This window comes from Aurantiacibacter luteus (assembly GCF_001010945.1).
GTDB classification, from domain to species: domain Bacteria; phylum Pseudomonadota; class Alphaproteobacteria; order Sphingomonadales; family Sphingomonadaceae; genus Alteraurantiacibacter; species Alteraurantiacibacter luteus.
The window spans coordinates 942981-964201 of sequence record NZ_LBHB01000002.1 but is presented as its reverse complement, the minus strand read 5'-3'; the positions used below and the strand labels follow the sequence as shown (position 1 = coordinate 964201).

The window sequence follows — 21221 nt, the reverse complement described above, 5'->3', positions numbered from 1 at the left end:
GGCTTCAGCGCGGCGCGCCCGCCATGTCCGCCTCGATGCGGTCGAGGAAAGCGGCGGTCGACCAGTCGGCCTGCGCCATCGGGATGTCGGCCGCGTAGACCTCGCCCCAGCCGCGCGGGCGGCCGACCCAAGTCTTGTTCGGAATGACGACGTAGCCTGGCCCGCCCGGCAAGTCCTTGCGCCGCACCTCCATGTATGTCGAATCCGCCGAGGTCGGCGCGCCGATCCGCACGGTGTTGGCAAACCTTGCGAAGTAGTCGTTCGCATCGAGGCAGGCGCTGGCGCACAGACCCCAATTGATGACGTAGACCGGCGTTGTGAAATCGCTGGCGACCGGAGCATCGAAGGTCGCTTCCTCCCCGTCCATGCCGGGCTGGCGCCAAAGCGGCTGGCCCTGCTGGCGCGCCTGTTCCATCGCCATGCCGGCCATCTGCGCCATGTCCGCCCACTCGCTGCCCTGCGCGCGCAGGTCGCTCGCCATTTCGCCGAGGTAGGCGATGGTTTCGGGGGACGTGCGCCAGTCGATCTCGACGCCCTGCGGCGCGCGGCTTTCGAGCACGTCCTCGCCCCACAGCATGGCCGCCACGCGCTGCGACCAGCCGGACGAGCCGCCGTTGTTGCCGCGCATGTCGATCACCACGGCGCGCGCGGCCAGCAGTTCGTCGCGCCGCGCGGCGAGGTCGGCATAGAGCTGCTCGAAGGCGGCGCGGCCCGCCTCGTCCGGCTGGAAGTCGCCGAGGCCGATCAGGAACAGGCCCGGTCGCGGTTCGGTAAGGCCGGTGGGCTCGGCGGCGCTGTAGACGCTGGCAGCGTAGAAATCGCGCTCATCCCGGCTCGGCTCGCGCCAGTCGAGCGTGCGGGTTTGCGTGGTGCCGTCCGCCAGCCGGAAGGTGCATTCGCGCGGCGCGTCGGCGGGCACCTCGCCGATGGAGAAAAAGGCCTGCGAGGGGCGCGACCACCATTGCCCGGCCTCGTTGGCGCGAAACCGTTGCAACAGCAGCGCGCCGGGCAGGAAGTCGGCCATCGCCTCGCCGTTGCACCCCGTCACCAGCGCACCGGCGAGCGGGTCCGAGGCATCGGGCGTGGCCACGATGAACCGGTCCCCGCGCGCCACCACGGCGAAACCCGGCCAGGATCGCGGCGCGTCGTCCGCCGTGTTCAGCGTGCCGATCGCTACCGCGTGCCCGTCGGACAGAACGGCGCTGAAAGCTGCCAGAGCGCGGGCATAACCCGCGCGCGATTGCGCTTGGGCCGCCGCGGCTAGCCCGGCATCGCGCGCAGCTTCGAGCTGGGCGGGAAAGCCGGGATTGGCGGCATCGAACATGCCCGGATGGTTTTCGACATACTCGCGGTAGGCCTCGCGCACGTCCATTTCGGCGGCGGTGCGCCACTGGTCGGTGCTCCAACTCTCGTAGTCGGCGGCGATGTCCTGCGCTTGGGCAGTTGCGGCGAAAATGGCGAGAGCCGAAAGGCCGAGAAGCAGAGAGCGGATCATCATGCCCTTAGGCTATCCCAGCCGCGCCGGCTCTGCCAGAGCGTGATCCGCCAATTTACGCCAAGGCTCGACCAGCGACAGGCTAGCCGATGGCCGGTTGCCCGTTCGAGGCGGTGACCCCGCCGTCCACCGGCAGAACCACGCCCGTGATCATCCGCGCATCGTCGCTGGCGAGAAAGGCCACGACGGCAGCGATGTCCTCGGGCTGCTCCGGCGGCTTCAGCGCCATGCGCTCGCGGAACTTGTCCATCAGTTCCTCGTCACCGGTGATGCCTTCGGCGAGCGGGGTGTCGGTGATCGAGGGGGCTACGGCGTTCACCCGCACCCCGTCCTTGCCGAGATCGAGCGCCAGCGCGCGCGTCATGTTGCTGATCGCGCCCTTGGAGGTGTTGTAGGCGAGCATCCCCCAGTCCGCGCCGATGCCGGAAACCGAGCTGGTGTTGACGATGCACCCCTTGCTCTTCCTGAGATGCGGGATCGCGGCACGGGCGCAGAAGAAGACGCCGTCCACGTTGGTACGCAGCACCTTGTTCCAGTCCTCGTCGGTATGCTCTTCCGGCGCCTTCATGACCGCGACGCCGGCGTTGGCGTGGAGCACGTCAAGGCCGCCGAACTCCTTCGCGATCGCATCGATGGTCTCGGTCACCGCCTTGCTGTCGGTCACATCGAGATGGCGGCCGGTGACCTCACCTTCGATCTTGCCCGCGATGCCCTCGATATCGTCCGCCACGTCGAGGATGACGACACGCGCGCCCTCGCTCGCGAAGCGCGTGGCGCTGGCGTGGCCGATGCCCGAGCTGCCCCCGGTGACGATGACGGTCTTGTCGGCGAATCTGTTCATTGGTTTTTGTCCTGTCATGATTTCGGTTTCGAAGAACCGACGCATGTCAGCAGCCCATGTTCCGCCCCGCCGGACAGCCCGTGCCTGTGCCGGGGCTAGAGCACGTATTTCGACAGGTCTGCGTCGCCCGCAAGGTCGCCCAGCCGTTCGCGCACGTAGGCGGCATCGATGGCGACGGTCTCGCCCTTGCGGTCCTCGGCCTCGAAACTGAGGTCCTCGAACAGCTTTTCCATCACAGTCTGCAGGCGGCGGGCACCGATGTTCTCGACACTCTCGTTCACCTGCGCGGCGATGCGGGCGACTTCGGCAACGGCGGCATCGTCCATCGTGACGGTCAGCTCCTCGGTGCCGAGCAGGGCCCTGTACTGGCTCACCAGGTTGGCCTTGGTCTCGGAGAGGATGCGGACGAAATCGGCCTCGGTCAGGCTGCGCAGTTCGACGCGGATCGGCAGGCGGCCCTGCAGTTCGGGAAGCATGTCGCTGGGCTTGGCGACGTGGAAGGCGCCGCTGGCGATGAAGAGCACGTGGTCGGTCTTCATCGGGCCGTACTTGGTCGCCACCGTCGTACCCTCGATCAGCGGCAGCAGGTCGCGCTGCACGCCCTCGCGGCTGACCGAGCCGCCGCGCACGTCGGAGACGGCGATCTTGTCGACCTCGTCGAGGAAGACGATGCCGTTGGTCTCCGCATTGGCGAGCGCCACGCGGGCGACGTCGTCGGCGTCAAGGCGCTTGTCCGCCTCCTCGTCGACCAGCTTGTCCCAGGCGTCGGGCACCTTCAGCTTGCGCTTCTTCTTCTGGCCGCCGCCGAAGGCCTTGCCCATCATTTCGGAGAGGTTGATCATCGTCGCCCCGCCGCCCATGCCGGGGATGTCCATCTGCATGCCCGGCGCGTCGGCGACCTCGATCTCGACCTCGGTATCGTTCATCGAGTTGTCGGTGATGCGGCGGCGGAAGCTCTCGCGCGTCGCCTCGCTGGCGTTCTGGCCGACGAGCGCATCGAGCAGCCGGTTCATCGCGGCCTCGCTGGCGGCCTCGCGCACGCTTTCGCGGCGGCGGTCCTTCTCGAGGCGGATCGCTTCCTCCACCAGGTCGCGGGCGATCTGCTCCACGTCGCGGCCGACGTAGCCCACCTCGGTGAACTTGGTCGCCTCCACCTTCACGAAGGGAGCCTCGGCCAGCTTCGCCAGCCGGCGGCTGATCTCGGTCTTGCCGCAGCCCGTGGGGCCGATCATGAGGATGTTCTTGGGCGTCACCTCGTCGCGCAGTTCAGGCGAGAGACGCTGGCGGCGCCAGCGATTCCGCAGTGCCACGGCGACCGCGCGCTTGGCGTCGGCCTGGCCGATGATATGCTCGTCCAGCGCCGCGACGATGGCCTTTGGGGTGAGGTTGTCCATAATTCCTATCTCGTCATTCCAGCGAAAGCTGGGATCTGTCTCGGTTGGGCGCGAGGCCGAAAGCGATCCCAGCTTTCGCTGGGATGACGCGGGACTAGACGGCTTCCACCGTCACGTTGCCGTTGGTAAAGACGCAGACGTCCGCGGCGACGGCCATGGCCTTGCGCGCGATCTTTTCCGCGTCGGTCTCGTAATCGGAAAGCGCCCGCGCGGCGGCGAGCGCGTAGTTGCCACCCGAGCCGATCGCGGCGATCCCGCCGTCGGGCTCCAGCACGTCGCCGTTGCCGGTGAGGACCAGCAATGTGTCCTTGTCGGCGACGATCATCAGCGCCTCGAGGTTGCGCAGATACTTGTCCGTACGCCAGTCCTTGGCGAGCTCCACGCTGGCGCGCAGCAGCTGGCCGGAGTGCTGCTCCAGCTTGCGCTCCAGCCGCTCGAACAGGGTGAATGCGTCGGCGGTGGCCCCGGCGAAACCGGCGACGACCGTGCCATCCTTGCCGATCCGGCGGACCTTGCGGGCGTTGGGCTTCATCACCGTGTTGCCCATGCTCACCTGCCCGTCACCGGCGATGACGGTCCGGTCGCCGCGCTTCACGCCGATGATGGTGGTGCCGTGCCACTGGATGAGACCGTGGCTGGAATTGTCGCTGCTCATGGCGGCGATATGGGAGGCTGGCGCTATACCTTCAAGAAAGGGGCCTGCAAGCGCAGCGCCCGAAGGCGGGCGTCAGCCGCCGCCGCCGGCTCCGCCCGTGCCCGGCAGCGCCGTGCCGACCGTGCCGATGTTGCCGAACAGGTCTTCCAGGAAGCCGCGCTCGCGGCCCAGCGTCGGCGTCTCGTCGCTCTCGGGGCTGATGCGCTCGACCAGCTCCATGCCGCTGCGCTCGGTCGAGACGACGTTGCCCGCCGGGTCGAAATGCACGGCGAGAACCGTGTGCTCCTCGATACGCGGCTGGTTGAAGGGCGCCTGCTCCGTCTGGCTGGAAACGTAGTACCACACCTGGTCGCCGAACAGGCTGGTCATGGTCGGCTGCCCCAGCGTCCCGCGAACGGACTGCTGGTTGTCCAGCCCCGGCTGGACCGAGGCGACGAGCGTTTCGTCCATGATGTAGCCGCGGTGATTGGGGATCGACGAACATCCCGCCAGCGCCGCCGCGACGCCCGCCAGGCCTGCCATCCGCACGATCGAACCCATCTGCAAACTTCCTTCACCTAGACCGGCGGGGCGCGGCGCGATTGCCTCGCGCAGGCCCTGCCCTATATGTGCCGCACGCCTTAGGGCAGGCTGCTGCGCCATGCAACGAGTCCTGGGGCAATGCGTGCATCGCCGGTGCGAAATCGCCCTGTCGCATTGAACTTGTCCTTAACGAGAAAGCGTCCGCCTAGATGTCCTTCTTCCAGCGCCTGACCCGCCGCGATCCGCGCGATGCCCTGCGCCCGCTGTGGCACGCCGTCGTCGGCACCAGCCGCGAGCCCGAATGGTATGCCGACTGCGGCGTGGCCGACACCGTGGACGGCCGCTTCGACATGATCGCCCTCGTTCTCGCACTCACCATGCTAAGGATGGAGGACAGCGAGGACCTTCGCCCCAGGACCGCGCTGCTGACCGAGCTGTTCGTCGCCGACATGGACCGCCAGCTGCGCGATTCGGGCGTGGGCGACCTTGCCGTGGGCAAGAAGATGGGCCGGCTGATGGAGGCGCTGGGCGGCCGCATCGGCGTGCTGCGCGAGAACCTGACCGAGAGCGATGCGACGCTGGCCGTTATCCTCAAGCGCAACGTCACCCTCGCGGACGAGGAGAAGAAGCCCTACGCCCTCGCCGTGCGCGCCCGCGCGCTGCACGACCGGCTGACGGCGCTGAGCGACGAGGCGGTGATGGCGGGAGACCTTCGGTGACTGACACACCTGAATTCTCGCGCATGATCGACCTGCGCTCCATCGGCGACGCGCCGGTGGAGCTGACGGCCTCGGAAGTCGAGCGCGCGGCGCTGGCGCGGCGCTTCGGCCTCGTCGCCATCGACCGGCTAGAGGCGCGCGTCGAGCTGGTGCCCGATGGCGATGCGGTCGAGGCCTCGGGCACGCTCGATGCCGCGATCGTCCAGAGCTGCGCCGTCTCGGGCAACGATTTGCCGGTCACCATCCACGAGCCCTTCACCGTCCGCTTCGTGCCCATGAGCGACGCGCCCGCCGCCTTCGACGAGGAGATCGAGCTGGAGGAGGACGAACTCGACGAGGTGGAGTTCAAGGGCACCGCCTTCGACCTCGGCGAAGCGGTAGCGCAAAGCCTGGTGCTCGCCATCGATCCCTTCGCGGTCGGCCCGGACGCGGACGAGGCGCGGCGGCGGCACGGGCTGATGGAAGAGGGCGCGGCCGGCCCGCTGGCGGAGGCGCTGAAGGGGTTGAGGTTGGATTGAGGTGATATAGGCAGCTTCGAGATTGGAAGCTGCCATCCGCCTATCGTGCAGGGATCCGCAGCACCATGCAGCACCCTCGCTCGACTTTGTCGTGGATCTCGATCACGCCGTCATGCAGATGCGCGATGCGCTGGCAAATGGTAAGGCCCAGTCCCAACCCATCGTCGCTGCCCCCACCCTTAAAGAACTGGCGAAAAACCTGCTCCCTCTTGTTTTCTGGAATCCCGGTGCCGTTGTCACCGACATAGAACACGTGTTCGTCATCGATCAGGGAATAATGGATCGTGACCACGAGGCGTGCCGCGGCCGCATGCTTGATCGAGTTCTCGATAAGGTTCTGGAACAATTGTCGCAGTAAATTCGGCTCGACCGTTGCAGTCGGCAGGCGTGCGACATGGAGGTCCATCTCGGCCGTTTCAATCGCGGCAGACAGATTGAAGCGCACCTCCTCCAGGAGTATGTTCAGGTCGTATGAAGTGAAGGAGAGGTTTTCGGCTTCGTTCGCGGCCGCCTTCAGCATCGCCGTGATGGAGTTCGACAAGCCTGTCGCACTTTCGCGCAAGGCCTCCAGGACCATTTTCCCGCGCTCACCAAGCGTCGTGCTCTGGTCACGCTTGATGATATTTACGGCCGAAATAATGCTGGCGATAGGGTTCTTGAGGTCGTGGGCAACCGAATGGGAATACACCTTGAGCTGGGCGTTGAGTTGCACCAGCCGTCGCTCGCGGGCCGCCAGGTCCGTGATATCAGTAGAAATGCCGATGAGACGCTTTTGGCCATTGGCCAGTTCGATTGCCAGCTTGCGCGTCAACAGTGTTATCTTCCTGCCGGTCCAATCGACGACTTCCTCGACGATTTCCGTCCGCCCCTCGCGCATTGCGCGGCGGTCCTCCGAAAGGAACAGGTCTGCTTCTTCTTCGCTGAAACTTTCGACCGTCGTCGAACCGATCATGTTGTCCCGCTCATCGGGCGCGTAGATGGCCTTGAAGGCTTGATTGGCCCACACGATCTCACCCAACTCGTTCTTGACGAAAACCAGATTGGGCTCGTTCTCGAGAATGAAAAACAGCAGCGCATCGTCGCTACCGACTTTCGGAATCCCGCCTTCGGGGAGATTGGAGAAAGGAATGGCACGACCCCTTTATTGCCTGCCATGGATCCTCAGACCCACGGTTCCGGTCACGATAACCTAATGAGCCTGCGACAGCTATGGGGTCGTTGGCAGGTGTATGGTCTTTCCTACACGGCCCTGACAGACGAGCACGGCGCGCTCTTTCACATCGTGACCCGCCCTAGGGCCCTAGGCAGGCCCGCAGATTTCCGCTCCACCCGGCAAAGTGTCAACTTCGCCGGGGTCGCAAATCTTTGGTTTGAATGGGAAACCCGCGGGCGGAGCGGTTGACAGTGTCAACTTCGCCGCCCGCCGGACCGACCGATCAAAACGGGATGTCGTCGTCCAGGTCGTCGTAGTTGGAGCCGCCGCCCATGCCGCCGCTCGAAGAGCTGCCACCGCCGCCCTGGTCCCAGCCGCCCGAGCTTCCACCCGAACCACCGCCGTAGCCGCCACCGCCGCCGCGCTGGCCACCGCCACCGCCTCCGCCGCCCTGGGCACCGTCGAGCATGGTCATCACGCCGCCCATGCCGCCGACCGAGACCTCGGTCGAATAGCGGTCGTTGCCGTTCTGGTCCTGCCACTTGCGGGTGCGCAGCTGGCCCTCGATATAGACCTTGCTGCCCTTGCGGAGATACCGCTCGGCCACGCCCACCAGCCCGTCCGACTGGAGCACGACGGTGTGCCACTCGGTGCGCTCCTTGCGCTCTCCGGTGGTCTTGTCCTTCCAGTTCTCGCTGGTGGCGATCCGAAGGTTGCAGATGCGGCCGCCGTTCTGGAAGCTCTTGACCTCGGGGTCCGCGCCAAGATTACCGATCAGCATGACCTTGTTGAGGCTGCCCGCCATGTCCCGTTCCTCTCGCTAAAATCCGAGCGCGACCGCGCTCCAGTATGTGATTCCCGCGAAGATGTAAGCGAGCGCGAACAGGTATGCCACCATGAACAGCGGCCATTTCCACCCATTCGTCTCGCGCCGGGCGACGGCGATGGTGGAAAGGCACTGCGGGGCGAAGACGAACCAGGCGAGGAAGGCGAGCGCGGTGGCGAGCGACCAGTCGCCGGCCAGCCGGGGCCCAAGCGCGGCGGCCGCCTCGTCCTCGTCCGCAGCGTCGACGGCATAGGTGGTGGCGAGCGCGCTGACGGCGACCTCGCGCGCGGCCATCGCCGGGATCAGCGAAAGGGCGATCTCGTGGTTGAAGCCGATCGGCTCGACCACGACCTCCAGCCCGCTGGCGATCCGGCCCGCCACGCTGACCTCGGACTGGCGCTCGCCGGGGCCCGCCTGCGGGAAGCTCAGCAGCACCCACAGCACCACGGTAACGGTGAAGATGATGGTGCCCGCGCGGCGCAGGAAGACCCAGGCGCGCTGCCACAGGCCGATCGCGAGGTCGCGCAGCAGCGGCATCTGGTAGCGAGGCAGCTCCATGATGAAGCCCGACGCCGCGCCCTTGGTGGCCGTGCGCCGCAGCACCAGCGCCGCCAGCACCGCGCCGACGATCCCGGCGAAATAGAGCGCGAACAGCACCAGCCCCTGCAGGCCCACGCCCGGTCCCACGGTGGTCGCCGGAATGAAGGCCCCGATGATGACGGCATAGACCGGCAGCCGCGCCGAGCAGGTCATCAGCGGGGCAATGAGGATGGTCGTCAGCCGGTCCTTCGGATCGGCGATGGCGCGGGTCGCCATGATGCCGGGGATGGCGCAGGCGAAGCTGGAGAGCAGCGGGATGAAACTGCGGCCCGACAGGCCGACGCTCGCCATGAGGCGGTCCATGATGAAGGCCGCGCGGGCCATGTAGCCGGTCTGCTCCATCGCCAGGATAAAGGCGAAGAGGATGACGATCTGCGGCAGGAACACGACGACGCTGCCCACGCCCGTCAGCACGCCCTGCGTCACGAAGTCGCGCACGATCCCGGCCGGCAATGTGCCTTCAACCAGGGCGATCAGCGCGGCGATCGCGGCCTCGATGGCATCGGCAAAGGGGGTCGCCCAGGCGAACACGGCTTGGAAGATCACGAACAGCAGCGCGAACAGGATCGGCGGGCCGAGCCAGGGATGCAGCAGCACCTTGTCGAGATGCGCGTGCCAGCGGCGCTGCGCAGTTTCCGCGAGGATCGCGCCCTTGGCGATGTTACGCGCCGCCAGCCGCCGCTCGGGCAGGGTCAGGTCGCGCACGAGGTGGCGCTGCGAGAGGTCCTGCTGCTCGGCCACGTCCATCGCCTCGCCCAGCGCCTCGATCCCGCGGCGGCGCACGGCAACGGTCGGTACGACCGGCACGCCCAGCGCCGCGGCCAAGGCATCGGCATCGAGCGCCAGCCCGTCGCGCTCCGCCATGTCGACCATGTTGAGCGCGACCACGGTGGGGCGGCCCAGCGCGATCAGTTCCTGTGCGAAGACGAGGTGCTGTTCCAGGTTGGCGGCATCGACGACGATCACCAGCGTTTCGGGCGCGGTCTCGCCGGGAAAATCGCCCATGACGACGCGGCGCGTCACCTCCTCGTCCGGGCTGGCGGCATCGAGCGCGTAGGAGCCGGGCAGGTCGACCAGCTCCACCGGCTCGCCGCTCGGCAGCAGCATCCGCCCGCTCTTGCGCTCCACGGTGACGCCGGGATAGTTGGCAATCTTCTGCCGCGCGCCGGTCAGCGCGTTGAACAGCGCGCTCTTGCCCGAATTCGGGTTGCCGACCAGCGCCGCGGTGCGAAGGCGGCTCACAGGACCTCCACCGTCATGGCCCGGGCATGGGCGCGGCGCACGGCCACGGTGGTGCGCCCGATGATGAGCGCGATCGGGTCCTTGCCCATGAACACGCCGCGATGCGCCACGGCCACCCGCGCACCGGCATCGAGCCCGAGTGCGCGCAGGCGCTTGCCCTCGTCGGGGGCGAGAGAGGCCCAGTCCACATCGCGAATCTCGGCGCGGCTGAGCGGGGGCAGGGTATCGAGCGTGGTCACGGCGTGGCCGTGGCAGAGCGGAGCGCTAATTGCAACTGCTTCGCAATAAGCGGAAGCGTTATTTCTGCGGGTAGCGCAACCGGCCGAGAAAGCGCGCCACGTCGAAATGCTCGCGGTCCCCGCCGAGCAGTTGCGCCTTGGCCTTTTCGAATTTCATCACGCCTTCGATGCGGCGATCGAGAAAGGCGCGGGTTTCGGCCTTGCCCTCGCTCGTGTCGTCCTTCCACACCGCCAGCGTCGCCCCGTAAATGCCGGAAAGGATCGCGCGCTTGGTGTAGTGGTTGTAGTCGGTCGCGGTGTCGCCTGCGAGCCGCCACATCTTGTCGGCGCTCGACCAGCCCTGCTTCAGCGCCGAGGCGATATTCTGCGGCATGGTCTGCACGGCCATCGCCCGGGCCAGCGATTCTTCTAGGCCGGCGATGGCCTCCAGCCGGAACCACACCAGCGAACGGATACGCTCGCGGATGGGCATGGCGGAAAGGCGACCGTCGGCGAAGTGCGCCGTCATCCTCGCATCGACCGAGGCGACCCAGGCATCGATCAGGTCCATCGGCCCGTCGGTAAAGGCCAGCCGCGCCACGTCGGGATCGACCCCGGCGCCTTCCGCCGCCGAGACCAGCGCCGCATCGCTCCACCCGTCGAACATGGCGGCGAGCGCGATGTCCGGGGCGAGCGCCAGGCGAATCTCGTCCAGCGTCGCGTCGGCGGCAACCGCTACCATCAGAACACCGGACCGTAGGTGCGCGTCTCGCCCACAGTGCCGCTGCTCTCGGCGGATTCGATGATCGAGAGCACGCGCGGCGGCACCCCGCGCATGGCGGCATATTCGCGCGCGCTGCGCCCGGTGTTGTCGGCCCAGTCGGGATCGGCCCCGGCACGGATGAGGATTTCCAAGAGCTGCGTGTTGCGCGCATGGACCGCGGCGATCAGCGGGGTCTCGCCGGTCTGGTTGGCGACATCGACGCGCGCGCCGCCGTCGATCAGCGCCTGCACGCCTTCGAGGAAGCCGATCTCCGCCGCGGCGATCAGCGGGGTACGGCCGCGATTGTCGGCGATATTGGGGTTGGCCCCTTCCTGCAGCAGCCAGCGCGTCCAGGTCAGGTCGCGCCGGTCGACGGTGAGATGCAGGCCGGTCTGGCCGTTGGTGATGTCGCGGGCGTTGACCACGGTCGTGCCCGGCGCGTTGAGCAGTTCGGTCGCCTTGGAACCGTCGCGATCCTCCACCGCCTTCAGGAACTCCGCGCTTGTTGAGAGGAACTGCGCCGAGGCGGGCACCGCGACCGCCAGGCCGGCCAGCGCCACGAAAAGGGTGATGATGTTGCGAAGCGGTGTTGCGATCACCTGCTCTCTCCTGTCAGAATCTGCGCGAAAGCCCCTGCCTTGCAGGCTTCGCTCCTTGCCTTGAGCCCGTTAGCAGAGCATGAACGCCGCGTCATGCCCGCACGTGGAATTCGCTTCGCCCCGCTCGCCCTCGCGCTTGCGGCCTCGCTGTCCCTCGCCGCCTGCGACGGCGGTGGAGCGACGGCCGACGCCCCGCTCTACGGCAGCGCCCTGACGGGCGCATACACGCTCTCCGACACCCGGGGCAGGCCGGTCTCCAACACCGATTTCGCGGGCAAGTACCAGCTCGTCTATTTCGGCTACACCTACTGCCCCAACGTCTGCCCGTTCGACATGCAGCGCATGATGCGCGGTTACGATTTGTTTGCTGAGGAACACCCGGACCTTGCCGCGGACGTGCAGCCGATCTTCGTCACCGTCGATCCCGAGCGCGACACGCCCGAAAAGATTGCCGAATACACCAACGCCTTTTCCGATCGTCTGATCGGCTTGCGCGGCACGCCCGAGCAGACCGAGGCGGCGGCGGCGGCCTTCTTCTTCACCCATCAGAAGATTGACCCTGTGGTGGAAGGCGGCGATTACGACATCCAGCACCCCAGCATCGGCTATCTCGTCGACCGCGAGGGGCAGCCGATGGCGCTGGTGCCGGTCGAGCAATCGCCTGAGGCGGTAGCGGCGGAGCTGGAAAAGTGGGTGCGCTGAGGGACCGCTTCTGGGAGCTGCCGCTGGATGCGCTGACCCGCGAGGAGTGGGAGGCGCTGTGCGACGGCTGCGGCAAGTGTTGCCTGCACAAGCTGGAGGACGAGGACACCGGCGAAATTCTGGAAACCAACGTCGCCTGCAAGCTGCTCGACACGGGCACCGCGCGCTGCCGCGACTATCGCCACCGCAAGGCCTTCGTCCCCGATTGCCTGCGCCTCACCCCGCGGCTGGTGAAGGAGGTGCCGTGGCTGCCAAAAAGCTGCGCCTATATCCGCCGCGCGCAGGACAAGCCGCTGCCGGGCTGGCATTACCTGCTCACCGGCAATCACGATGCCATGCTGGAGGCTGGCGCGAGCGTGGCCGGGCGCTGCATCAGCGAGACGGTGGCAGGCCCCCTCGAACACCACCTGACCGAATGGGACGACACCCTTTGAGGAGGCCGGCGTGATCGACTGGCTGCGCAAGGAGATACGCGAGCCCAGCGTGGAGGTCGCGGGCCGCACCCTGCCCATCGCCATCCGCCGCCACGCCCGCGCCCGGCGGCTGACCATGCGCCTCGCCCCCGACGGCAGCGAGTTGCGCGTCACCCTGCCGCGCTGGGGCCGCACGCTGGATGCGATCGCCTTTGCCGAGGCGCGGCGCGAGTGGATTGCGGGCCAGCTCGCCAAGATGGTCGAGGCCCGCCCGATCGGCGACGGGGCGAGCGTGCCCTACCGGGGCGAGGACCTCACCGTTCGCTGGGACGCCGGAGCCCTGCGCAAGGTCGTGCGCGAGGGCGATGGGCTGACCATCGGCGGCCCGCAGGAAAGCCTTCCAACCCGGCTGCAACGCTGGCTGGAAGGCGAGGCGCTGCGGCTCGCCGCCGAGGACCTCGCCGACTATTGCGCGCGCATCCATCACCCGCTTCCCGATCTGCGCCTGACCCGCGCCCAGCGGCGCTGGGGCTCGTGCTCCGGGCACGTGGGCGAGGCCGAGGTGCGCCGCATCCGCCTCAACTGGCGGCTGGTGATGGCGCCCGACCACGTGCGCCGGTCGGTGGTCGCGCACGAGGTCGCCCACCTCGTCCATTTCGATCACTCGCCCGCCTTCCACGACCTGCTCGCGCGGCTCTACGAAGGCAATCTCGAGGCGGCCGACGACTGGCTGAAACAGCAGGGCCGCTCGCTCTACGCCATGTTCGGCTGAGACGGGTCCGTTCGTCCTACTGGCGCAAGTGCCGCCAGCGGCCTATCTTGGCGGGCATGAGAGACTTCTTCCGCAGCATCTCGCCCCGGCGGGCGGTCGGCGATTTTGCCGAGAACTGGCGCCAGCCGACCCCGCACCGCTGGCAGATCCTGGGCGTCGCCTGCGCCGCGACCTTTGCCGTGTTCATGCTGTTCATCCCCGAAAGTACGCCGGCCAATCCCGAGCGGCCGGACCTGATCTACATCTCGACCTTTGCCGACGGTCGCTCCGATCCGGAGATCGTCGCCTCCAACTGCGCGAACCAGGAACTGCAGGACGAGATCGCGCTGGCCATCGCCGAAAGCGAGGAGCGCAAACGCGAGATTTACGCAGCGCTGGGCCGCGCGACTTTCGTCGACGTCGAGGAAATCCAGCGCGAGGCGGAGGCCCAGCGCGCCGCCGAGGCCGCTAATGCCGAGGGTCCCTCGCCCGAGGAACTGGCGCTCTCCATCGAGGAATACTGCGCGCTTGCCGCTGCCGGCTGAGGATGCGCGCTGGCTTGCGGCGGCCGCGGCGCTGGCCGAGCGCGCGCGCCCGCTGGCCCGGCCGAATCCAGGCGTCGGCGCTGTGGTCGTGAAGAACGGCGTGGTCGCCGGGCGCGGTTGGACCCGGCCCGGCGGCAGGCCGCACGCGGAGGCGGCCGCGCTGGCAATGGCCGGGGAGAAGGCGCGCGGCGGCACGCTCTACGTCACGCTGGAGCCCTGCGCCCACCGCTCCGAGCGCGGCCCGGCCTGCGCCGACCTGGCAACGGCGGCAGGCCTTGCCCGCGTGGTCGTCGGCATGGCCGACCCCGATCCGCGCACCGGCGGCGCGGGGATAACGCGGCTGCGCGAGGCGGGCATCGAGGTCGCCGAGGCGGGGCGGGATGCCGCCGGGCTCGGCCTTGCCGGCCACGAAGCCGCGCTGACTCTGGGCCGTCCGCACGTGACGCTCAAGCTCGCACTCTCGCTCGACGGCTGCATTGCCGCCGCGAACGGCGAGAGCAAGTGGATCACCGGCGAAGCGGCGCGCAATCACGTGCACCGCGAACGGGCGCGGGCCGACGCGATCCTCGTCGGCGGCGAGACCCTGCGCGCCGACGCGCCCCGCCTCGACGTGCGCCTGCCGGGCCTCGAAACCCGCGCGCCGGAACGGTGGGTGCTCACCCGCGGAGCCGCGCCCGAGGGCTGGCGGGCTCTCGCCGCGCCGAAGGATCTCGCCGCGATGGGGAACGTGCGCTATCTCTTCGTCGAGGGCGGCGCGGGCGCGGCGGCGGCCTTCCTGCACGCCGACCTCGTCGATCGCCTGCTGATCTACCGCGCGCCCATCGTGATCGGCGGCGGCAGGCCGGGTGTCGGCGATATCGGCCTTTCAAGTCTGGTGGAGGCACACGGGCGCTGGGTTCGTGAAGACACGCGGACATTCGGCCCGGACACTCTCGAAATCCATCGCCGGACACGCTAGGGCGCAGGCCATGTTCACCGGCATCACCGTCGCCATCGGCACCATCGGCCAGGTCGAGCAGCGCGGCGACCTGCGCCTGCGCATCGACTGCCCCTTCGACCCCGCCGCCATCGCCATCGGCGCGAGCATCGCCTGCTCGGGCGTGTGCCTGACTGTGATCGATCGCGGCGGCACCAAGGGAGAGGCGCACTTCAGTGTCGACGTCTCGGGCGAAACCGTCTCGCGCACCGCGCGCGGGATGTGGACCGAAGGGCGCGAGCTCAACCTCGAACCCTCGCTGCGCATCGGCGACGAGTTGGGCGGGCACATCGTCACCGGCCACGTCGATGCCGTGGGCCGCGTGGTCGACTGGCAGCCGGTCGGCGATTCGGAGGAAGTCACGATCGAAGCACCCGCCGCGCTCGCGCCGTTCATCGCCGAAAAGGGTTCGATTTGCGTCGACGGCGTCTCGCTGACGGTCAATTCCGTCCACGACCAGCCGAACGGCGCGGTGCGCTTCATGCTCAACATCATCCCGCACACGGCCGAGGCGACGACGCTTGGCGGTCTCGGCCAGGGCGCCGAGATCAACCTGGAGGTCGATGCCATCGCCCGCTACCTGCACCGGATGCAGATGCTGCGGGCAGGCTAGGCACGCAGGCGCCTCAGCCGAACAGGCGCGCCAGCAAGCCGCGATTGACCCTGTCCGGCGGCGACAGGTCGCACATCTTTAGGAGGTAGTTCGCCAGCTGCGCCGCCTGGTTGGTATCGAGCATGTAGACATGCGCGTGCACGTCGTCCTCGGTGTGCGGAGGGGGCCGGGTCACGCTCTGCAACCGCAGGGTCACGCGCTCTCCGCTCAGCGAGCCGGTCCAGCCCACGAGCGCGCCGTAGTCGATATGCGATGGATCGTTCACCGCGGTCCTCCCAGTATCCCTGCGTGCGACATTACGGGCGCGGGCCGCCGGGGCAAGCACCGTTTTGGAACGCGGCCGCAGGCGTTTGCGTCAGCCCGTCACGTCCGCCAGCGCCGCGACGAACTGCTCGACGTTGGCCTCGGTGAGCCCCGCCACGTTGATGCGCCCCGAACCCGCCATGTAGACGCCGTGATCGTCGCGCAGGCGCTGCACCTGGTCCTTGTCGACGGGCAGCATGGCGAACATGCCCTTCTGCCGGCCGAGCGGGGTGAGGTCGACACCGCCCGCATTGCTCGATGCGGCCAGCTTGGCGCGCACCGCGCCGATCCGCTCGCGCATGGACTTGAGCTCGTCCTGCCATTGCTGCGTCAGTCCGGCATCCTTCAGCACCACGCGCACCGCCGCACCGCCGTGGTCAGGCGGCATGGACCAGTTGGCCCGCGCCAGCGCTGCGGCGTTGCTGATGGCGCGCGCGGTCACCTCGGCGCTCGCGCTCTGCACCCAGAAGGCGCCCACGCGGTCGCGATAGAGGCCGAAGTTCTTGTCGCAGCTGTAGGCCACCAGCAGCTCGGGCACGCGCGCGGCCACGGCGCGCAGGCCGTAGGCATCCTCGTCCATGCCGTCACCCAGGCCCTGGTAGGCAAGGTCGATGACCGGCAGCACCGGGCTATCGGCCAGCAGTCCGGCGATTTCGTCCCACTCGGCGGGGGTGTAGTCGACGCCGGTCGGGTTGTGGCAACAGCCGTGCAGCAGCAGCGCATCGCCCTGCCCCGCGTTTGCCAGCACCTCGCGCAGGGCCGCCATGTTGGCCGCGCCATCGCTGGTGGCATGCTCGAAGGCGACCGCCTGCAGGCCCACGTCGGCGAGGATCTGCGCGTGGTTGGGCCAGCTCGGCACGCCCATGAAGACGCGGGTGACGTCGGCTTTCTTGGCCAATGCCAGGGCGAGGCGCACCGCGCCCGTGCCGCCCGGCGTCTGCATTCCGTCGAGCCGCCCGTCGCCGGGTCGCTCCTCGCCGAACACGTGCGGCTCGAGCGCGCGGACGAAGCCCATGTCGCCTTCGGGGCCGAGGTAGGACTTGCTGTTCTGGCTATCGACCAGCCGCTGTTCCGCGCCCTTGATGGCGGCGAATACCGGGGTCGCGCCGTCGGCGGTCTTGTAGACGCCCACGCCGAGGTCGATCTTGTCGGCCCGCGGGTCGGCATCGTGGAGCTTGATGAGCGCCAGCAGCGCGTCGGGGGCTTGTTGGTCGAGTCGGTCCAGCATGGCGCGGTCCATGCCGCCCCGCCCCTCTCAGGGCAAGATGAAGCGTCTTTCCCGCCTGAAAGCTAGAACGGCAGCCAGCGCTGGTTGCGCGAGAAGCGCAGGTAGCCCGCGTTGATGCCGAGCCTGAGCCCTGCGCCCACGCGGATCGGAATCAGCACGATATTGCCCTTGCGCACGTAGCTGGCGTTGAATCCGCCCACCAGGTAGGCCGCGCCCTCGCCCGCCGGGAAGCGTTCGTAGAGGTCGTCGGTGTCGTTGAGGTTGTAGACCAGCACGAAGGTATTGCCCGCGTTCGCGCCCACGTCCGCGCCGATGGAAGGGCCAGTCCAGTAGACGGGCATGTTCCCTTCGATCGCATGGTAGAGCGTGCCCGAACCGTAGCGTACGCCCAGCACGAACGCACCCCCACCCTCGCGCCCGACGATATAGCCGTTGGGCTCGCCCTGTTCGGCGAGAATGTCCTGGATCAGCCGCGCAAGACCCTCCGCCCCGCGTCCGAACAGGCCTTCGGCGGCACCGATCAGGTCGTCCTCGGCGTAGGTGGTCTGCGGCGCGGTGTCGGCGGGCGTTTCGGTCGCGGCGACTGTGGCGGCCTCGCTGTACTCCTCCGGCGGCAGATCGAGCACCTGCTCCTGCGGTGTTTCGTAGCGCGCGCTCGGCTCGCCCTCGGCATATCCGCCTTCCCAGGCGCCGCCGATGGTCTGGCTGGCGGGCGTATCCTGCCGGCCCGGCGAATCCATCAGGTCGCCGTCGATCGCGACGTCCGGATCGACCGTCTCCATCTGCTGCGCCGCCGCAGGCACTGCAATCATGGCGAGAAGCGGCACGAAAGCGCCCAGCGCGCCCTTGCGAAACCTGTTGGTCAAACCCGTGATCATGCCCGTCCCTTCCTCGCCCGCCGCTTCCGAAAAACCGGACCGGAACAGGCCAAACGTCCTCGCGGCAAGAAGAATCCCCGGCGGCTGAAGCGGCAATGAATAGGCGGCAGGGCGAATCCATTTTGCGGCGAAGCGAGTCCGCAGGGGCGGCGGCGGAGTTTCGCCCCGTGCCGCCTTTCCGCCCTTGAAGCGCACCGCCCCCCTCGTTATAGCGCCGGTCCTGCCGCTGGGTCCGGAGACGTGGGTGAGTGGCTGAAACCAGTTCCCTGCTAAGGAACCATACCTCTATCGGGGTATCGAGGGTTCGAATCCCTCCGTCTCCGCCACCACCCGATTCCTCTTTCGCTGTCGTAAGGCGCAATCCGAGAAATTCGTTGTGCGACGATCAGCTGGGCCGGTTTGACGAAGCCAGCACACCCATGCGTCCAGTAGCTCGCGATTAAAGAAGCTCACCCTGGGCCGGTGGTTCGCCAGGCGCAGGACGAGCCCCTTGTCGACTTTCGATTTCCCCTTGGGCGGAGAATCGGACATCCTCATTCCGGTCCGTCGTATAATTTCGCAAGGTATCGTCATCGAGCTCGCGCCAGTAGCGTCCCCGGTCGGATCCATAGGGCACGCGGGGAAGCAGGCCTGGCTGGGCGCTCCACGCCAGCAAGGTCTCGAGACCGGCCTTGTTGAGCTGATCGCGCAGATGATGTGCCGTCACGTAGGCATCGGGAAAGGCACGGTGAACCGGCAGGCCGGTCGGCTGGTCAAGGCCTTCCGGCATGCGCCAGTAACGCAACACCTGGTTCGAGAATCCCGGACTGTCGGGCCACAGCCGCAGCGCGCACTTCCACGTGCAGATCCAGCGTGCGCCGCCCGACAGCTTCGGCGTGCAAAAACGCTGTTCAAATGATGCGCGATGCGCCGCGAGTGCGACGACGCCTTCTTCCGGTCGAAGGATCGAAGGCGCAATATCCTGCCAGAAGGGGGCGCCACGGACGTGTTCGTCCAGAATATGGTGCACGGCCATCGTTACGGGAGGGATCGGTCGGCCCGGATCGACGAAGCGCGCTCCATTGGCTGCGGCATCGAGCGTCCATTGCCCATCGGCGCCCAGCACGACATCCTGCCAACCGATTTCGCAGACAGAATGGGCAGGCGGACTCGAACCGGTAGTTTCAAGGTCGATAACGCGGATTCGGTTCGCGGCTGGCATCGACGTTAGATAAGCATTGATCCCGCGATCTGCACGCACCTCTCGCGGCAACCACTCTCAAAGCGCAACGAAGATTCTTGCCGGATTGGCCTATCAGGACAATTAGTCTCCAAGGCTTCTTGGGCTCTCGAGATTGAGCCCGCGGCGTTTGTGTACGGCGAGCGACACGCAAGGGGTGCGAATGGATGGTGGAATCGCGAATGAGGACTGCAGCCCGACTATGACCGACGGCATTCGCAAGGCGGCCGAGGCGCCGTCCGGCCTGCCGCGCACCCGCAAGCCGGGGCTGCTGGCGCAGTACCTGCCCATCCTCGACTGGGGCCGCACCTACAACGGGTCAGTGCTGACGAACGACCTGGTCGCGGCGCTCATCGTCACGATCATGCTGATCCCGCAAAGCCTTGCCTATGCCTTGCTCGCGGGGCTCCCGCCCGTCGTCGGTCTTTACGCCTCGATCCTGCCGCTGGTCGCCTACGCCGTGTTCGGCACCAGCCGCACGCTGGCGGTCGGACCGGTGGCGGTGGTGTCGCTGATGACGGCGAGCGCCGCCGGAGCGGTAGCCGCGCAGGGCACCGCCTTGTACCTCGAAGCGGCGATCACGCTGGCCGCGCTGTCGGGCATCATGCTGGTGGTGCTCGGCGTGCTGCGGCTCGGCTTCCTCGCCAACCTGCTGTCCCACCCGGTCATCAGCGGCTTCATCACCGCAAGCGGCGTGCTGATCGCGACGAGCCAGGTGAAGCACATTCTCGGCGTGACGGCGGGCGGCGAGACCTGGCCGGCGATGCTGGGCGGACTGGCGAGGGCAGCGGGCACGGTCAATCCCTGGACGCTCGCCATCGGCATCCCCGCGACGCTGTTCCTGTTCTGGGTACGCAAGGGCCTGAAGCCCGCGCTGGTAGGGCTCGGCCTCGCCCCGCGCGCCGCCGACATCGCCGCCAAGGCCGGGCCGGTCGTCGCGGTGGCCGTGACGATCGCCGCTGCCGTCGCCTTCGACCTGGAAGGGCGCGGCGTGAAGCTGGTGGGCGCCATTCCGCAGGGCCTGCCACCTTTCGCCCTGCCCTCGACCGACCTCGCCCTGATCGAGCAGCTGTGGGTTCCCGCGCTGCTTATCTCGATCATCGGTTTCGTCGAGAGCGTATCGGTCGCCCAGACGCTGGCCGCCAAGCGCCGCCAGCGCATCGCGCCCAACCAGGAGCTGATCGGCCTCGGCGCCTCGAACATCGCCAGCGCCCTGTCGGGCGGCTATCCCGTCACCGGCGGCTTCGCCCGGTCGGTCGTCAATTTCGATGCCGGGGCGGAGACGCCCGCCGCCGGGGCCTATACCGCGGTCGGCATCGCGCTGGCGGGATTGTTCCTCACCCCGCTGCTCTACAGCCTGCCTATCGCCACGCTGGCCGCAACGATCATCGTCGCGGTGCTCAGCCTGGTCGATCTCAAGACGCCGGGCCGGTTGTGGACCTATTCCAAGGCCGATTTCGCAGCGCACATGGCGACGATCATCATCACCCTGCTCGCGGGCGTGGAGATGGGGGTGATCGCGGGCGTTGGCGTCGGGCTGCTGCTGTACCTGTGGCGGGCCAGCCGCCCGCATGCCGCCATCGTCGGACGCGTCCCTGAAACCGAGCACTTCCGCAATGTCGAGCGCCACCGGGTCTTCACCGTCCCCCACGTGCTGTCGATCCGCATCGACGAGAGCCTGACCTACCTCAACGCCCGTTGGCTGGAGGAATACGTGCTCGAACAGGTCGCCGACCGTCCGGAAGTGCGGCACGTCATCCTGATGTGCAGCGCGGTGAACGAGATCGATGCCTCGGGCCTGGAGAGCCTGGAGGCGATCGACCACCGGCTGAAGGACGCGGGGATCGGGCTGCACCTGTCGGAAGTGAAGGGGCCGGTGATGGACAGGCTGGGGCGCACGCACTTCATCGAGGAACTGGGCGGCCGGGTCTTCCTGTCGCAGGACCGCGCCTTCCGCGTGCTGGCCGCCGTGCCCGACGAGCCGGTGGCCGATGCCGCGCGCGGGATGATCTGATGTCGCCGCGCGCAACCGGCATTGCAATCAACGC

The 21221-nt window shown here is 67.8% G+C and carries 24 protein-coding genes and 1 tRNA gene; 10 read left to right on the top strand and 15 right to left on the bottom strand.

Going from position 1 to position 21221, the window contains the following annotated elements; translation table 11 throughout:
- Window positions 1–4 precede the first annotated feature (4 nt).
- The 5 genes from AAW00_RS11115 to AAW00_RS11095 all read right to left on the bottom strand — a co-directional run bounded on the left by AAW00_RS11115 (window position 5) and on the right by AAW00_RS11095 (window position 4925).
- A complete protein-coding gene (locus AAW00_RS11115; RefSeq protein WP_047004353.1) occupies window positions 5–1498 on the bottom strand; it encodes a S41 family peptidase in 1494 nt (497 codons plus the stop codon).
- Window positions 1499–1577: 79 nt separating this feature from the next.
- A complete protein-coding gene (gene budC / locus AAW00_RS11110; protein ID WP_052761889.1) occupies window positions 1578–2336 on the bottom strand; it encodes a meso-2,3-butanediol dehydrogenase in 759 nt (252 codons plus the stop codon).
- Window positions 2337–2431: 95 nt separating this feature from the next.
- Window positions 2432–3733 carry an ATP-dependent protease ATPase subunit HslU gene (gene hslU / locus AAW00_RS11105; RefSeq protein WP_047004351.1) on the bottom strand — a complete coding sequence of 434 codons (1302 nt, stop codon included), beginning with the start codon at window positions 3731–3733 and terminating at the stop codon, window positions 2432–2434.
- A 91-nt stretch (window positions 3734–3824) separates the two neighbouring features.
- Complete coding sequence (gene hslV / locus AAW00_RS11100) at window positions 3825–4385, bottom strand: ATP-dependent protease subunit HslV (RefSeq protein ID WP_047004350.1); 561 nt, start codon at window positions 4383–4385, stop codon at window positions 3825–3827.
- A gap of 72 nt (window positions 4386–4457) precedes the next feature.
- Entirely contained in the window at window positions 4458–4925 is a 468-nt protein-coding gene (locus tag AAW00_RS11095) for an outer membrane protein assembly factor BamE (RefSeq protein ID WP_047004349.1), read from the bottom strand.
- A gap of 191 nt (window positions 4926–5116) precedes the next feature.
- Here AAW00_RS11095 and AAW00_RS11090 point away from each other — a divergent pair, with 191 nt between their 5' ends.
- Together AAW00_RS11090 and AAW00_RS11085 are read left to right on the top strand one after the other, a co-directional pair.
- Window positions 5117–5626, top strand: a complete 510-nt coding sequence (locus AAW00_RS11090) for a ubiquinol-cytochrome C chaperone family protein (RefSeq protein WP_047004348.1) — start codon at window positions 5117–5119, stop codon at window positions 5624–5626.
- Window positions 5623–6144: a YceD family protein gene (locus AAW00_RS11085; RefSeq protein ID WP_241461717.1), complete on the top strand. Its 522-nt coding sequence runs from the start codon at window positions 5623–5625 to the stop codon at window positions 6142–6144. Before AAW00_RS11090 ends, AAW00_RS11085 begins: the two co-directional genes overlap by 4 nt.
- Window positions 6145–6184: 40 nt before the next feature.
- Here the strand turns inward: AAW00_RS11085 and AAW00_RS11080 are convergent, their stop codons facing one another.
- From AAW00_RS11080 to AAW00_RS11055, 6 genes are all read right to left on the bottom strand, one after another.
- The gene (locus AAW00_RS11080) at window positions 6185–7204 is read right to left on the bottom strand and encodes a sensor histidine kinase (RefSeq protein ID WP_277619347.1); all 1020 of its coding nucleotides are present in this window, start codon (window positions 7202–7204) and stop codon (window positions 6185–6187) included.
- Between the two features lie 376 nt (window positions 7205–7580).
- A complete protein-coding gene (gene ssb, locus AAW00_RS11075) occupies window positions 7581–8102 on the bottom strand; it encodes a single-stranded DNA-binding protein (RefSeq protein ID WP_047004345.1) in 522 nt (173 codons plus the stop codon).
- A gap of 15 nt (window positions 8103–8117) precedes the next feature.
- Window positions 8118–9965 (bottom strand): ferrous iron transporter B, encoded by a 1848-nt coding sequence (feoB, locus tag AAW00_RS11070; protein ID WP_047004344.1) that lies wholly within the window; start codon window positions 9963–9965, stop codon window positions 8118–8120.
- The gene (locus AAW00_RS11065; protein ID WP_047004343.1) at window positions 9962–10204 is read right to left on the bottom strand and encodes a FeoA family protein; all 243 of its coding nucleotides are present in this window, start codon (window positions 10202–10204) and stop codon (window positions 9962–9964) included. The genes feoB and AAW00_RS11065 overlap by 4 nt, the downstream gene beginning before the upstream one ends.
- A 58-nt stretch (window positions 10205–10262) precedes the next feature.
- A complete protein-coding gene (locus AAW00_RS11060) occupies window positions 10263–10925 on the bottom strand; it encodes a COQ9 family protein (protein WP_047004342.1) in 663 nt (220 codons plus the stop codon).
- Window positions 10925–11545 (bottom strand): ankyrin repeat domain-containing protein, encoded by a 621-nt coding sequence (locus tag AAW00_RS11055; RefSeq protein ID WP_241461716.1) that lies wholly within the window; start codon window positions 11543–11545, stop codon window positions 10925–10927. The genes AAW00_RS11060 and AAW00_RS11055 overlap by 1 nt, the downstream gene beginning before the upstream one ends.
- 93 nt (window positions 11546–11638) lie before the next feature.
- Here AAW00_RS11055 and AAW00_RS11050 point away from each other — a divergent pair, with 93 nt between their 5' ends.
- The 6 genes from AAW00_RS11050 to AAW00_RS11025 are packed head-to-tail and all read left to right on the top strand — an operon-like array spanning window position 11639 to window position 15545.
- The gene (locus tag AAW00_RS11050; protein WP_047004341.1) at window positions 11639–12247 is read left to right on the top strand and encodes an SCO family protein; all 609 of its coding nucleotides are present in this window, start codon (window positions 11639–11641) and stop codon (window positions 12245–12247) included.
- Window positions 12235–12681, top strand: coding sequence for a YcgN family cysteine cluster protein (locus tag AAW00_RS11045; RefSeq protein ID WP_047004340.1), 447 nt, complete (start codon window positions 12235–12237; stop codon window positions 12679–12681). Before AAW00_RS11050 ends, AAW00_RS11045 begins: the two co-directional genes overlap by 13 nt.
- A gap of 10 nt (window positions 12682–12691) precedes the next feature.
- On the top strand, window positions 12692–13432 hold the full coding sequence (locus AAW00_RS11040) for a M48 family metallopeptidase (RefSeq protein ID WP_047004339.1): 741 nt from the start codon (window positions 12692–12694) through the stop codon (window positions 13430–13432).
- A 56-nt stretch (window positions 13433–13488) separates the two neighbouring features.
- On the top strand, window positions 13489–13956 hold the full coding sequence (locus tag AAW00_RS11035) for a hypothetical protein (protein ID WP_047004338.1): 468 nt from the start codon (window positions 13489–13491) through the stop codon (window positions 13954–13956).
- Window positions 13940–14914 carry a bifunctional diaminohydroxyphosphoribosylaminopyrimidine deaminase/5-amino-6-(5-phosphoribosylamino)uracil reductase RibD gene (ribD, locus tag AAW00_RS11030; RefSeq protein ID WP_420911629.1) on the top strand — a complete coding sequence of 325 codons (975 nt, stop codon included), beginning with the start codon at window positions 13940–13942 and terminating at the stop codon, window positions 14912–14914. Before AAW00_RS11035 ends, ribD begins: the two co-directional genes overlap by 17 nt.
- 10 nt (window positions 14915–14924) lie before the next feature.
- Window positions 14925–15545: a riboflavin synthase gene (locus AAW00_RS11025; RefSeq protein WP_047004337.1), complete on the top strand. Its 621-nt coding sequence runs from the start codon at window positions 14925–14927 to the stop codon at window positions 15543–15545.
- 13 nt (window positions 15546–15558) lie between these two features.
- Here AAW00_RS11025 and AAW00_RS11020 read toward each other — a convergent pair whose 3' ends face one another.
- The 3 genes from AAW00_RS11020 to AAW00_RS11010 all read right to left on the bottom strand — a co-directional run bounded on the left by AAW00_RS11020 (window position 15559) and on the right by AAW00_RS11010 (window position 17954).
- Window positions 15559–15810, bottom strand: coding sequence for a hypothetical protein (locus tag AAW00_RS11020; RefSeq protein WP_047004336.1), 252 nt, complete (start codon window positions 15808–15810; stop codon window positions 15559–15561).
- Between the two features lie 90 nt (window positions 15811–15900).
- Window positions 15901–17076 (bottom strand): amino acid aminotransferase, encoded by a 1176-nt coding sequence (locus AAW00_RS11015; RefSeq protein ID WP_047004610.1) that lies wholly within the window; start codon window positions 17074–17076, stop codon window positions 15901–15903.
- A 62-nt stretch (window positions 17077–17138) separates the two neighbouring features.
- The gene (locus AAW00_RS11010) at window positions 17139–17954 is read right to left on the bottom strand and encodes a DUF1134 domain-containing protein (protein ID WP_047004335.1); all 816 of its coding nucleotides are present in this window, start codon (window positions 17952–17954) and stop codon (window positions 17139–17141) included.
- 234 nt (window positions 17955–18188) lie between these two features.
- On the opposite strand from AAW00_RS11010, the gene AAW00_RS11005 reads away from it, so the two are divergent.
- Window positions 18189–18280, top strand: a tRNA-Ser gene (locus tag AAW00_RS11005).
- A 113-nt stretch (window positions 18281–18393) separates the two neighbouring features.
- Here AAW00_RS11005 and AAW00_RS11000 read toward each other — a convergent pair.
- Window positions 18394–19155, bottom strand: a complete 762-nt coding sequence (locus AAW00_RS11000; protein WP_047004334.1) for an exonuclease domain-containing protein — start codon at window positions 19153–19155, stop codon at window positions 18394–18396.
- Window positions 19156–19375: 220 nt separating this feature from the next.
- Here AAW00_RS11000 and AAW00_RS10995 point away from each other — a divergent pair, with 220 nt between their 5' ends.
- Window positions 19376–21187, top strand: coding sequence for a SulP family inorganic anion transporter (locus tag AAW00_RS10995; protein ID WP_082125027.1), 1812 nt, complete (start codon window positions 19376–19378; stop codon window positions 21185–21187).
- Window positions 21188–21221: the final 34 nt, after the last annotated feature.

Excerpts from the sequence above, each read along its gene's own strand:
- AAW00_RS11115 (WP_047004353.1), bottom strand. The coding sequence starts at position 1,498 with ATGATGATCCGCTCTCTGCTTCTCGGCCTTTCGGCTCTCGCCATTTTC.
- budC (WP_052761889.1), bottom strand. The coding sequence starts at position 2,336 with ATGAACAGATTCGCCGACAAGACCGTCATCGTCACCGGGGGCAGCTCG.
- hslV (WP_047004350.1), bottom strand. The coding sequence starts at position 4,385 with ATGAGCAGCGACAATTCCAGCCACGGTCTCATCCAGTGGCACGGCACC.
- AAW00_RS11095 (WP_047004349.1), bottom strand. The coding sequence starts at position 4,925 with ATGGGTTCGATCGTGCGGATGGCAGGCCTGGCGGGCGTCGCGGCGGCG.
- AAW00_RS11090 (WP_047004348.1), top strand. The coding sequence starts at position 5,117 with ATGTCCTTCTTCCAGCGCCTGACCCGCCGCGATCCGCGCGATGCCCTG.
- ssb (WP_047004345.1), bottom strand. The coding sequence starts at position 8,102 with ATGGCGGGCAGCCTCAACAAGGTCATGCTGATCGGTAATCTTGGCGCG.
- AAW00_RS11060 (WP_047004342.1), bottom strand. The coding sequence starts at position 10,925 with ATGGTAGCGGTTGCCGCCGACGCGACGCTGGACGAGATTCGCCTGGCG.
- AAW00_RS11050 (WP_047004341.1), top strand. The coding sequence starts at position 11,639 with ATGCCCGCACGTGGAATTCGCTTCGCCCCGCTCGCCCTCGCGCTTGCG.
- AAW00_RS11035 (WP_047004338.1), top strand. The coding sequence starts at position 13,489 with ATGAGAGACTTCTTCCGCAGCATCTCGCCCCGGCGGGCGGTCGGCGAT.
- AAW00_RS11025 (WP_047004337.1), top strand. The coding sequence starts at position 14,925 with ATGTTCACCGGCATCACCGTCGCCATCGGCACCATCGGCCAGGTCGAG.
- AAW00_RS11015 (WP_047004610.1), bottom strand. The coding sequence starts at position 17,076 with ATGCTGGACCGACTCGACCAACAAGCCCCCGACGCGCTGCTGGCGCTC.
- AAW00_RS11010 (WP_047004335.1), bottom strand. The coding sequence starts at position 17,954 with ATGATCACGGGTTTGACCAACAGGTTTCGCAAGGGCGCGCTGGGCGCT.
- AAW00_RS11000 (WP_047004334.1), bottom strand. The coding sequence starts at position 19,155 with ATGCCAGCCGCGAACCGAATCCGCGTTATCGACCTTGAAACTACCGGT.
- AAW00_RS10995 (WP_082125027.1), top strand. The coding sequence starts at position 19,376 with ATGACCGACGGCATTCGCAAGGCGGCCGAGGCGCCGTCCGGCCTGCCG.